Source organism: Companilactobacillus miaonis (assembly GCF_036913615.1).
Taxonomy (GTDB): Bacteria; Bacillota; Bacilli; order Lactobacillales; family Lactobacillaceae; genus Companilactobacillus.
In genome coordinates, this window is record NZ_JAYKTX010000007.1 from 99,530 (window position 1) to 111,375 (window position 11,846).

11 protein-coding genes are annotated in these 11,846 nt (G+C 37.4%); 9 read left to right on the forward strand and 2 right to left on the reverse strand.

Translation table 11 applies throughout. The features are described 5' to 3' along the window. The first annotated feature begins 17 nt into the window (after positions 1-17). Positions 18-1,124: an alanine dehydrogenase gene (ald, locus tag U8521_RS07395; RefSeq protein WP_334331750.1), complete on the forward strand. Its 1,107-nt coding sequence runs from the start codon at positions 18-20 to the stop codon at positions 1,122-1,124. 47 nt (positions 1,125-1,171) lie between these two features. Here ald and cbpA read toward each other — a convergent pair whose 3' ends face one another. Next, positions 1,172-1,834 (reverse strand): cyclic di-AMP binding protein CbpA, encoded by a 663-nt coding sequence (gene cbpA / locus U8521_RS07400; protein ID WP_135372605.1) that lies wholly within the window; start codon positions 1,832-1,834, stop codon positions 1,172-1,174. Between the two features lie 108 nt (positions 1,835-1,942). After that, on the reverse strand, positions 1,943-2,926 hold the full coding sequence (locus U8521_RS07405; RefSeq protein WP_334331749.1) for an L-lactate dehydrogenase: 984 nt from the start codon (positions 2,924-2,926) through the stop codon (positions 1,943-1,945). A gap of 146 nt (positions 2,927-3,072) precedes the next feature. Here U8521_RS07405 and pth point away from each other — a divergent pair, with 146 nt between their 5' ends. The 8 genes from pth to hpt all read left to right on the forward strand — a co-directional run bounded on the left by pth (position 3,073) and on the right by hpt (position 11,833). Next, entirely contained in the window at positions 3,073-3,630 is a 558-nt protein-coding gene (gene pth, locus U8521_RS07410) for an aminoacyl-tRNA hydrolase (RefSeq protein WP_334331748.1), read from the forward strand. Positions 3,631-3,648: 18 nt separating this feature from the next. After that, a complete protein-coding gene (mfd, locus tag U8521_RS07415) occupies positions 3,649-7,164 on the forward strand; it encodes a transcription-repair coupling factor (RefSeq protein WP_334331747.1) in 3,516 nt (1,171 codons plus the stop codon). 1 nt (position 7,165) lies between these two features. Further along, the gene (locus tag U8521_RS07420; protein WP_334352345.1) at positions 7,166-8,722 is read left to right on the forward strand and encodes a putative polysaccharide biosynthesis protein; all 1,557 of its coding nucleotides are present in this window, start codon (positions 7,166-7,168) and stop codon (positions 8,720-8,722) included. Beyond that, the gene (locus U8521_RS07425; protein WP_135372611.1) at positions 8,719-8,958 is read left to right on the forward strand and encodes an RNA-binding S4 domain-containing protein; all 240 of its coding nucleotides are present in this window, start codon (positions 8,719-8,721) and stop codon (positions 8,956-8,958) included. The genes U8521_RS07420 and U8521_RS07425 overlap by 4 nt, the downstream gene beginning before the upstream one ends. A gap of 100 nt (positions 8,959-9,058) precedes the next feature. Beyond that, positions 9,059-9,448, forward strand: coding sequence for an FtsB family cell division protein (locus U8521_RS07430; RefSeq protein WP_334331744.1), 390 nt, complete (start codon positions 9,059-9,061; stop codon positions 9,446-9,448). A gap of 25 nt (positions 9,449-9,473) precedes the next feature. After that, positions 9,474-9,878 (forward strand): S1 domain-containing RNA-binding protein, encoded by a 405-nt coding sequence (locus U8521_RS07435; protein WP_334331743.1) that lies wholly within the window; start codon positions 9,474-9,476, stop codon positions 9,876-9,878. An 86-nt stretch (positions 9,879-9,964) separates the two neighbouring features. Beyond that, the gene (gene tilS, locus U8521_RS07440; protein ID WP_334352346.1) at positions 9,965-11,278 is read left to right on the forward strand and encodes a tRNA lysidine(34) synthetase TilS; all 1,314 of its coding nucleotides are present in this window, start codon (positions 9,965-9,967) and stop codon (positions 11,276-11,278) included. Between the two features lie 9 nt (positions 11,279-11,287). Beyond that, positions 11,288-11,833, forward strand: coding sequence for a hypoxanthine phosphoribosyltransferase (hpt, locus tag U8521_RS07445; protein ID WP_334331741.1), 546 nt, complete (start codon positions 11,288-11,290; stop codon positions 11,831-11,833). The last annotated feature ends 13 nt before the right edge of the window (positions 11,834-11,846 follow it).

The following is an 11,846-nucleotide window of genomic DNA, read 5'->3' on the forward strand; positions in this document are numbered from 1 at the left end:
AGGGAGGACTGTTTTTTATGCAAGTTGGTATACCGAAAGAACTAAAGAACCAAGAAGAAAGAGTGGGTGCAACCCCTGATGGAGTTGCTAGTCTAGTTAATTCTGGCAATAAAGTCTTAGTCGAAGATGGTGCTGGAATAGGTTCAGGATATACTAACCAACAATACATTGATGCTGGAGCAAGTATTGCGAGTGTTGAGGATGTTTGGAAATCAGAAATGATCATTAAGGTCAAGGAACCGATTGCTTCAGAGTATAAATACTTCAGAGAAGATCAAATTATTTATACTTATCTACATTTGGCAGCTAATAAGCCACTAACAGAAGCACTTTTGAAGAGCAAAACTACTGGAGTTGCTTATGAGACAATGGTTGGTGAAAATGGTGGTTTGCCATTACTTTTCCCAATGAGTGAGATTGCTGGTCGAATGGCTGTTCAAGTTGGAGCACATTTCTTGGAAGAGCCACATGGTGGAAAAGGTTTACTGCTGAGTGGTGTTCCAGGTACTAGAAAAGGTAAAGTAACCATCATCGGTGGTGGGACAGTTGGTGTCAATGCCGCTAAGATTGCTATTGGTATGGGGGCCGATGTGACACTACTAGATATTAATGTTGATAAATTAGTTGAAATTGAAAACATTTTTGACGGTAAGATCAAAACAGAGATGTCTAATGAACAAAACATAGCTAACTGCGTGAAGGAATCTGATTTAGTAGTCGGAGCCGTATTGATTCCTGGCGCTGCGACACCAAAATTAGTTACCGAAGAGATGATTGCTTCAATGGAACCAGGTTCGGTCGTAGTTGATATTCCAATTGACCAGGGTGGTTTGTTTGAAACTTCAACTCATGCAACGACCCATGAAGATCCGGTTTACGTTAGTCATGGAGTAGTTCATTATACAGTTGCCAATATTCCTGGTGCTGTTCCTAAGACCGGTACTCAAGCTCTATCAAGTCAAACAATTCCTTATGCAATAGAAATTGCTGACAAGGGTATCGTCAATGCATCAATTAATAAAACAATCAGAACTGGTGTAAATACTTATCAAGGTAAATTGACTGAAGAAGCTGTCGCTGACAGTTTAAATATGGAATATACGCAATTGTCAAATGCCTTATAAAATAAAAAAAGTCGACCTGGCGGTCGGCTTTTTTATTTGGGTAAAAATTACAATGTGCTCTTGTCGAGAATTTTACCGGATTTCAAATCATCAATTTCTGAAACAACGAAATTCTTCTTTTCTAGACGTTTGATGATTTCCTTTAAAGTATCGATGCTAGTTCCTGAAGGGAGCGTGAACAAAGTCCGACGCACAACTTCATTTGATTTAGCATCCAAGGTCATACAAGCGGCTACAGAAACGTATTTAGCAAAGATTTTTGACATCTTTTCCAAGTCCCCACGATCGCCTGAAGAACTGACTGTTAGAACATAACTACTGATGTCGAGGTTCCAAGCGTCAGACAACATGCTCAAAAGTCTGGAGTGAGTTAAAATTCCGTAGAATAAATTGTTTTCATCGAGAACCGCGATGTAAGGCAAGTCCTTGATATTGAAGAAGACTTTGAAAAATGGTGAGTCAACGCTAATAGTTTTTGTTGCGTTTTTCATCAAAGTAGTTACTGGTAAATTCATATCGCCACCACGTGACTTATGACGATAGATGTGCATCTTGTAAATGTTACCCCTGAAGATTTGTCCACTCTCATCTAAAATTGGCACACAACGAAAGCCTGAGTCCTCTAGAACCTTTAAAGCTTCTTCAAGCGTGACAGTTTCTTTGACAGTTGTGAGTTTCTCTTTTTTTAACACAAGTGATTTAACTAACATATAAACACATCCAATCTATCTCTAGTTGAATTAATAATACAGTAAATCGGCATAAAAAAAAAGGCTGAGGCAAGCGCCTCAGTCCTTTTTTACTAACAAGTTTGAAGATTATTGACGACCTTCGATACCTGTAGCTTTGAAACCATCTTTAAGAATTTTTTCAAGTTCTGCAGCTGATTTCTTCATTTGTGCTGATTCTTCATCGTTTAATGGAACTTCGATGATTTGTTGTAGACCTTTACGGTTGATGATAGCAGGTGAACCGATATAAATATCAGAAACGCCGTATTGACCAGTCATCATATTTGATAATGGAAGAACTGTGCTTTCATCAGCAAGCAAAGCTTTACAGATTCTAGCAAGAGCAGTACCGATACCATAGAATGTAGCACCCTTAGTATTGATAATGTCGTAAGCTGCGTTAACAGTCTTCTTGTAGATCTTGTCTAGTGTATCTTTTGTGATTTCTGGGTGTTTTTCCATCCATTCTGCCATTGTAACGCCACCAACAGTTAAGTGTGACCATGCAGCAAATTCTGAATCACCGTGTTCACCCATGATGTAACCATTAACTGAACGAGGGTCAACGTTTAATTCTTCACCAACGAATTTTTGTAGTCTAGCAGTATCTAGTGATGTACCTGAACCGATAACACGTTCCTTAGGGAAGCCTGAAAGTTTCCAAGTAGCGTATGTCAAGATATCAACTGGGTTAGCAGCAACTACGAAGATACCATTGAATCCTGATTCAACGATAGGATCAACGATTGTCTTCAAGATGTTCAAGTTCTTGTTAACAAGGTCAAGTCTTGTTTCACCTGGTTTTTGTGGAGCGCCGGCTGTGATAACAACGATATCAGCATCCTTAGCATCTGAATATTCACCAGCGTGAATGTTCTTAGGATATGAGAATGGAATTGCATCAGCAAGGTCCATTGCGTCACCCTTAATCTTGTCTTTAGCGATATCGCAGATAACTAATTCTTGAGCAATACCTTGTAGTGTCATTGCGTAAGCAAAAGTTGAACCTACGGCACCGTCACCAACTAGAAGTACTTTTTGATGGTTCTTTTCGTTTGTTGGAGTTGTCATTATAAAATATCATCCCTTCGAAAATAATATGTTCCTGACCCATTATACAAATAATTAAGGTAAATAAACAAGCTTGTTGTGAAAAAAGTGAAAATTTAGTATTTTTATCATGATATAATGTAAGTTCGAAATGAGGTATATAAGATATGAAACTAATTGTCGGCTTAGGAAATCCAGGTAAAAAATACGATCGTACCAAGCACAACATGGGCTTTATGACCATTGATCGATTGATGGATGAATACGGCCAAACACAAATGAAAAAAGATTTTGAAGCGCAATACTGTAAATTTAAGGTTGACGGCGAGACAGTTTTCTTAGTTAAACCTCTCACTTTTATGAATGAATCTGGACGAGCTGTAAAATTCTTGATGGGTTATTACCAAATCAGAAATGATGAATTGATGGTGATCCAAGATGACCTAGATATGGCAATCGGTAAAGTTAGATTGAGAACTAAGGGTTCAGCTGGTGGTCACAATGGTATTAAGAGTATAATCTCTTCTATAGGCACTAAAGACTTCAATCGAATTAAGATTGGTATACAACATCCAGATAGACAAACTGTCGTTAATTGGGTTTTGACACCATTCAACAAGGATCAAGAACCAATTGCACTAAGTGGAATTGATAAAGCTACAGAAATGGTCAAGGATTGGGTTAAAGGTAGTTCTATTGATCAATTAATGAATAAATATAATTAAAATTAAAGGGGGCAAAAATTGAATCTAATAAATTTCATCAACAGCAAATTGAACTTAGGGGAATTTATTAATCAAGTTAAGCCGGAAACAAAGAATTTGTTGACAGGGTTGACGGGATCAACGATTTCCCTTTTTGCATTGGAAACCTTAACTACTACTAAGAAAAAAGTTTTAATCGTTGAAAATACTAATTTTCACGCGAACAAACTTTATGATGACATAAATTTATTGAATAGTGACGCCGTTCATATTTTTCCCGTCGAAGAGTCAATTTCGACTGAGTTGGCAACTAGTTCACCTGATGAACTGGCACAGCGCTTAGATACGTTGAGCTTTTTGTGCAGTGACCAACCAGGAATCGTCGTAACGTCGGTAGCCGGATTAGAATATGAACTCTCAAGTCAGGAATTATTTCAAACAGCGCAATTAAAAATTGCTGTCAACGAAGAATATGACCTTGAAGATTTAAATCGTCAGTTTGTACAAATGGGATACAGTAAGGAAAAATTAGTCGCTAAACCCGGGGATTTCGCCATCCGTGGGGATATTGTCGATATTTATCCTTTGACAGTTGATGACCCAGTTCGAATTGATTTCTTCGGTAATCAAGTTGAAAAAATCAAATACTTCGATACGGAAACGCAACGAAGTATCAGTGAATTAAAGGAAATTGAAGTTTTGCCAGCTAGTGATCGAGTGGTCACAGATGAACAAGTCCACGTCGGTTTGAAAAAGTTACAAGACAGTTATCAACGACAATTAGCAGCGGCAGATAAAGAAACCAAAGATAATTTAGAAATCACTTTTGGTCAAACAATTGCTGAATTAACTGAAGGAATGCGTCCTGACAATATTGGTCGTATTGCTGATTATTTGTTTAAGAATCCTAGTAGTTTAGTTGATTACTTAGGTAGCGATGATATTTTGATCTTTGATGAATACAATCGCTTAGTCGAGCAGTCAAATGATAGTTTAGCTGAGAACCAGTCTTGGTTAGCAAGTCAATTGGAATTTGGCAAGGCTTTGCCAGAGCAAAAGATTCGTCAGAGTTTTGTTGATGTGACTAAAAATTGTAAATTAGCAGAGATTTATTTATCGGCTTTTCAACAAGGAATGGGACATATTCGTCTCAATCAATTACAAAATGTACCGGTTCGCACGATGCAACAATTTTTCAGCCAAATGCCACTATTAAAATCAGAAGTTGAGCGTTGGCAAAAACAAAATTACACAGTTTTATTAGCTATCAGTAATGAAAAACGAATCAATGCTATTAATAATACGTTGACTGACTTTGGCATCAAAGCAACTTTAGTTAAAGATAATGTCATTGAAAATCAGACGCAAATTATGAATGCGACGCTCAGTGCTGGTTTTGAAATGCCAGAAGAAAAATTGGCTGTAATTACAGAAAAAGAGCTCTTTAATAAACAACCCAAGAAACGTCGTCATCAAACTTTGGCAAATGCCGAACGTCTCAAGAGTTATAACGAATTAAAACCTGGCGATTACGTTGTTCATGTCAACCACGGTATCGGTAAATTTATCGGGATGCAGACGATGGAAGTCGACGGCAAGCATCAAGATTACATTACGATCGAATACCGTGATGACGGAAGACTCTTTATTCCGGTTACGCAATTGGACATGGTCCAAAAATATGTTTCAGCTGAAGGTAAATCACCTAAGATCAACAAACTTGGTGGAAACGAATGGCAAAAGACTAAGCGCAGAGTTCAATCAAATATTGAGGATATTGCTGATGATTTGATTGATCTGTACGCTAAACGTGAGGCTGAAAAAGGTTTTGCTTTTCCTAAAGATGATTCAATGCAAACGGACTTTGATAACGCCTTTCCTTATCCAGAAACACCGGATCAATTAAGGTCAGTCCAAGAAATCAAGCGTGATATGGAAAAACCTCATCCAATGGATCGGCTTTTAGTTGGTGATGTTGGATTTGGTAAAACTGAAGTTGCATTAAGAGCAGCTTTTAAAGCAGTTGAGGCCGGGAAACAAGTTGTTTTCTTAGTTCCAACAACACTGTTAGCCCAACAACACTATGAGACAATGAAGGAACGGTTCGAAGGTTTTCCAGTTGAAATCGGGATGTTGTCTCGTTTTCAAACACGAAAACAGAGTAAAGAAATCATTGAGAAATTAGAAGATGGTTCGATTGATATCGTTGTGGGAACGCATCGGCTGTTGTCTAAAGATGTGAAATTCCACGACATTGGGCTTTTGATCATCGATGAGGAACAACGTTTTGGTGTTAAGCATAAGGAAAAAATCAAGCAATTGAAGAGTAATGTTGATGTTTTGACGTTGACCGCTACTCCGATTCCCAGAACTTTGAATATGTCGATGCTTGGTGTACGTGATTTATCTTTGATCGAAACAGCTCCAAGTAATCGTTATCCAGTTCAAACCTATGTTATGGAACAAAATTATCAGGTGATTGCTGGCGCTATCAAACGAGAAATGGCTCGAGGTGGTCAAGTCTTTTATCTACACAATCGAGTTGATGATATGGACCAAGTCGCTAGTCAATTACAGGCAATGGTACCGGATGCTAGAATTGCTACTGCTCATGGGCGAATGAACGAAACGCAAATGGAAGGTGTCATTTCTGATTATTTAAATGGTGAGTACGACGTCTTAGTTACGACGACCATTATTGAAACTGGTGTCGACATGCCAAATACCAATACTTTGATTGTGGAAAATGCTGATAAATATGGTTTATCCCAGCTTTATCAAATTAGAGGACGTGTCGGAAGATCTAATCGAGTCGCCTATGCTTATTTGATGTATCGACCTAATAAAGTTTTGACCGAAGTCGGTGAGCAACGTCTGGAAGCTATCAAGAACTTTACGGAATTAGGTTCCGGCTTCAAAATTGCTATGCGTGATCTCTCAATTCGTGGTGCCGGGAATTTGCTTGGTAAACAGCAGCACGGCTTCATTGATTCAGTTGGATTCGATTTATATACACAGATGTTAAATGATGCGGTTGCTAAAAAGCGTGGTCATACGAAAGCTGAAAAGACTAACGCTGAAGTTAATTTAGCGTTGGAAGCCTACTTACCAGAGGATTACATTAGTGATCAACGTCAAAAAGTTGAGTTATACAAACGAATTCGTCAGATCGACTCATTGGAAAATTATCAAGAAGTTCGTTCAGAATTATTGGATCGTTTTGGTGAGTATCCTCAAGAAGTTGCTAATTTGTTAGACATTAGTCTATTGAAGAATTCATTCGATGAATCTTTAGTCAATAGTGTCGTAATGCGAAACAAGAAAATCACTATTAAGTTTTCGAAGAAGGCTAATGATTACCTGACGGGTGATTTGGTGTTTAAATTCTTAGGTAATACGACTATGAAAGCCAAAGTCAACGACCGCAATGGTGAATTCATGATGACTTTAGATGCTGACAGTGTTGGCAAAGATTGGTTCGAACAATTGAAAGTCTTTGCTGAAAAGATGGCTGAAGGTTTTGATAAATTAAAGAAAGAAAAAATTAAAAATTAATATGCAAAAAGAAGTGTCGAGAGCGATTAAGGGGACATGGATTTTGACAGTAGCCTCACTGTTCTCAGAACTGTTGAGTGCGGTCTATCGAATTCCGTTGCAAAATATTGTAGGTGATCGGGGATATTTCATCTATCAACAGGTTTACCCAATCTATGGTATTTTTTCCGTATTGGCATTGTCGGGACTACCGGTGGTCATTTCCAAAACGATTGCCCAGCAAAAAAGTGTAGGAGCCAAAAGTAATCTCTTGAAAAAGACTTTTTGGCTGTTGATGATTGCGTGTCTAGTAGTCACGGCACTACTTTGGATGTCTTCAAAATACTTAGCATTTCTGATGGGCGACCCAGCACTTTATTTAGAAGTTCGGGCAGTGGCATTGACCTTTTTGTTAGTGCCGTTTGAAGCTAGTTTAAGAGGTTACTTTCAAAGTGATCTCTTAATGACGCCGAGTGCAGTTTCACAAGTTTCGGAACAATTTTTAAGAATCGTCATTATCATCATCAGTGCGTTGTTATTTGGACATGGTGTGATCGATGTGTATAAGATGGGAACGCTAGCTAATTTAGGCGCGTTTATCGGTGGACTTTTGGCAGTCTTTATTTTAATTAGAACTTTTATCAAAAATAAACCAGACGCAAAAGTAAGTGACAAAATCGAATTAGAACATGGTTTAGCTTTAGAAATTGTCTTGATTGTTGTCTTCACAGGTATTACGATTTTTTACCAATTTATCGATTCGTTTTCCGTCTTGCGTTTACTGATGCATTCAGGAGTTTCGTTGCATCAAGCAGAAATTTCTAAAGGCGTTTTCGATCGAGGCCAGCCGTTACTGCAATTAGGAATTGTAATTTCATTGTCGTTTGTTTCAACGATCATGCCGCAATTAAAAGAAACCAATCGTCTGAAGAATCAAGCGACAATCGCCAAAATGGTACGAGTTTGCTTGTGGTTGTCAGTGGCGGAATCCGCCGGTTTGATTGCTTTGATGCCGCAGATCAACACGATGCTGTTTACTAATACGAGTGGTTCGTCCACGCTGAGCATTTATATGTTATCAGTCGTGATCGTGTCGTTTATTAATTTGTTAATTGCCATAACCAGTGGTGATGATGAGAAAAATTTACACAAGTTAGTTTTATTTATCATGTCACTCATTGCCAAAGTGGCGCTGAATGTGATTCTGGTTCCAAGTTTTGGAATCGCTGGGGCAGCCCTGGCGACAATTTTGAGTGAATGCGTAATTTTATTTGGAATCTTGATTATTTATGATTTTAATCGAGATTTCTTATCATTAGATAAATCGTTTATCGTCAATTTAATCAAGGCTGGGTTAGTGATGGCTATTGTCGTCAAAATACTAGTCGGCTTGTTATCGATTGGAAATGATTTGACTCGTTCATATAGTATTTTCTTGAATGTGGTTGCAATTCCAATTGGTGCATGGATTTATTTGCGTTTATCTAAGAAATGGCAAATGTTAACTATTGCTGAGTGGGAAATTTTGCCGCTGGGCAAGTACTTAATTAAGTTTATGAAGATAGAGGAGAAAAAATGAGATTAGACAAATATTTAAAAGTTTCTAGAATTATCAAGAGAAGAACTGTTGCCAAGGAATTTGCTGACAATGGTCGAGCAACTATCAATGGTCATGTTGCTAAATCGTCTACTGATGTTTCAATCGGGGATGTGATCGAGTTACATTTTGGTGAGAGAACAATGAAGGTCAAGGTTCTCAATATCAAGGAGACAACTAAAAAGAATGATTCTATGGATATGTATGAAGAAGTTTAGGTGAATTTATTAGAATAAGATTAAAATTGCCAAGTTTATTATTCAAATAATTGCTTAAACTTGTTATACTCAAGGTAATCATTTCTAGGGGAGTAGTGGTATGGAAGTACATAAACTTAATTCCAATGTTTCAGTTCTACAACCAAAACAAACACAGCCGCCTAAGAGCCCCAATAACTATGTTAAGAAGGTTCATCGCCGGCGTATGGCATTGATCGGAATAATTTTTGCGATCATTGTGGTTGTATTTGGCGTTCAAATTTTTAGTGCCCATCAAACGTATGCGAACACTGTGGAACAAATTGAAATTAGTAAGAAGAAGTTGAACTCACAAAAAGAGATTCAAAGAGATCTAAAGCTTGAGGTAAATCAACTTCATGATACGAACTATATTGAAAAATATATTCGCGAAAAGTATATGTATAGTAAGCCAGGCGAACAAATTTATAATTTACCTAGCGACGTTAAGACCACTACGATTCAAAAATAGGGAAAGGAATATTTTTTTAATATAGATGACAGTCGAAGTAGGAGCTAAAACAGAAGGTAAGGTTACTGGAATTACAAACTTTGGGGCATTCGTTGACCTAGGAGAAGGACAAAGCGGAATGGTACATATCAGTGAAGTTGCTGATGGATACGTCAAGGATATTCACGATGTGCTCAGTGTCGGAGATACCGTAAAAGTTTTAGTTCTTAATGAAAAAAATCATAAGATTGCACTTTCAATCAAACAGGCTAGTGCTAAACCTAAACCAAAGTACCAACGTCACGAACATCGTGACTTTAAGAAACCTCATAAGACAGAAAGCTTTGATGATATGATGGCTGGTTTTATGAAGGAAAGCGAAGAACGCTTAAGTACTATTAAAAAGAATACTGAAGGAAAACGTGGTGGCCGTGGCGGTCGTCGTGGTTAAATTCAGTTTTAAAATTTAATTTTGCAGATCCCGACCAATTTAAAAATAAAGATTGGTCGGGTTTTGACGTTAAAGTGGGAGGATAAATGGAATTAGATCAAAAAGTTAGTGATACTGTCAAAAAAGTTTTAAAGAAATATCATGCTAAAAGAATTCTCGTGGCAGTTTCGGGTGGAGTTGATTCAATGGTCTTGTTACACATCATTGATCGACTTTTACCAAAAACTTCATTTGGAGTGGTCAATGTTGATCACAATTTGCGGCCAGAGAGTGCTAGCGAAGTGGCTTTTGTTCAAGATTTTTGTGTTGAACGTGGGATTCGATTCTTTACTACTAAATGGATGGATCAGCCTAAAGATGACATTGGTATGGAAGCAGCAGCTAGAAAATTTCGTTATGATTTTTTCAAACAGATCATGCAAGAGAATAATTTTGATACTCTAGTAACTGCTCACCATGCCAACGATTTAGCCGAGAACATGTTGATGAAGATGATCCGTTCCGGCAATGCCTATGAAGTAGTTAGCTTAAAAGAACAGCGCCCGTTTGCTAATGGTCAAATTGTTCGACCACTGTTGAAGTTTGCCAAAGCTGATATCACAGTTTTAGCCGATATCCATGATATAAATCATGTTCAAGATCAAACGAATTTTGATAATATAACGATGCGTAACCGTTTAAGAAATAATATTTTCCCTGAATTACAACAGGAGAATGGACAATTGTTGCACCACTTTGGTTTCTTCGAACAACAAATTCTGGCTTTGTTAAAACTAGCTCAGGAAAAATTTGATGAGATCGAGTCACAAATGCAGCTAAAGACCAAGCCAATCAGTGGTTTGTTAAGTCCAGTGTTGCAGTTAGATCGACAGCAGCAAACGCTGTTTTGGGGGAACTTCTTTACTAAGTTACAATTAGGAATCAGCGTCAGCAATCGCCAAATTGCATCGATCATTGAGGTGGTCACTAATGACGATGCCAATGCTTCAATCGATTTAGCGGATTCGTGGCAATTTATTAAGAGCTATGATAATTTTGTGATAAAGCAAGTTGAACCGCAAAAAACTTCAGAGGTAGCTATCACGCTTGGCCAATCAGTGAAATTTTTGAAGCGTGATTTCACTTTAGATACTAGTGAATCTGATTTCAACTTAACAGTCGATTTTGTCCCGAAGACGATAACGTTGAGAACTAGACGGACTGGTGATAAGTTGTTATTATCTAATGGCTTTCATCAAAAATTGAGCAAGCGATTTATAAATGAAAAAATTCCTGAATATAAACGTGATGATTATTTAGTTTTATTATTTGATAATCAGATAGTTTGGGTTGAAAAAATTTATAATATGAGTGATTATTTAAAAAAAGGTAGTAAGCATTACAAAATAAAACTTGATTGAGGTAAAAGAATGAATTCAGATATTGAAAAGGTTTTAGTCTCCGAAAAGGAAATTGACGAAACTATTCAACGTTTAGGAAAAGAACTAACGCAAGAATATCGCGACAAGAATCCATTGTTCGTATGTGTTTTACGTGGTGCCGCTATGTTTATGATGGACCTAGTAAAGAGTTTAGATTTTAAGATGGAATATGACTTTATGGATGTTTCTAGTTATGGTGGAGAAAATACTACTACGACTGGGGATGTTCGAATTATTAAGGATTTGGATACATCAGTGCGTGATCGTGATGTTGTGATCGTTGAAGATATTATTGATACTGGCTACACACTTGATCGTTTAGTAGAACTTTTTGAATCAAGACATGCTAAGTCAATTAAATTGGTATCTTTCTTAGATAAACCAGCTCGAAGAGTTAAGCACGTTGATGTTGATTACATTGGTGTAAAAATTCCTGACGAATTTGTGGTCGGTTATGGGATGGATTATGATGAGCATTATCGTAATTTACCTTATGTGGGTGTTTTAAAACCAGAGGTATATGCTACAAAATAATTAAGATAGAGTT

Bases quoted from the DNA above. Each gene is read 5' to 3' on its own strand.
- U8521_RS07435 (WP_334331743.1), top strand. From the start codon at position 9,474: ATGACAGTCGAAGTAGGAGCTAAAACAGAAGGTAAGGTTACTGGAATT.
- pth (WP_334331748.1), top strand. From the start codon at position 3,073: ATGAAACTAATTGTCGGCTTAGGAAATCCAGGTAAAAAATACGATCGT.
- U8521_RS07420 (WP_334352345.1), top strand. From the start codon at position 7,166: ATGCAAAAAGAAGTGTCGAGAGCGATTAAGGGGACATGGATTTTGACA.
- U8521_RS07425 (WP_135372611.1), top strand. From the start codon at position 8,719: ATGAGATTAGACAAATATTTAAAAGTTTCTAGAATTATCAAGAGAAGA.
- U8521_RS07405 (WP_334331749.1), bottom strand. From the start codon at position 2,926: ATGACAACTCCAACAAACGAAAAGAACCATCAAAAAGTACTTCTAGTT.
- U8521_RS07430 (WP_334331744.1), top strand. From the start codon at position 9,059: ATGGAAGTACATAAACTTAATTCCAATGTTTCAGTTCTACAACCAAAA.
- cbpA (WP_135372605.1), bottom strand. From the start codon at position 1,834: ATGTTAGTTAAATCACTTGTGTTAAAAAAAGAGAAACTCACAACTGTC.
- ald (WP_334331750.1), top strand. From the start codon at position 18: ATGCAAGTTGGTATACCGAAAGAACTAAAGAACCAAGAAGAAAGAGTG.
- hpt (WP_334331741.1), top strand. From the start codon at position 11,288: ATGAATTCAGATATTGAAAAGGTTTTAGTCTCCGAAAAGGAAATTGAC.
- tilS (WP_334352346.1), top strand. From the start codon at position 9,965: ATGGAATTAGATCAAAAAGTTAGTGATACTGTCAAAAAAGTTTTAAAG.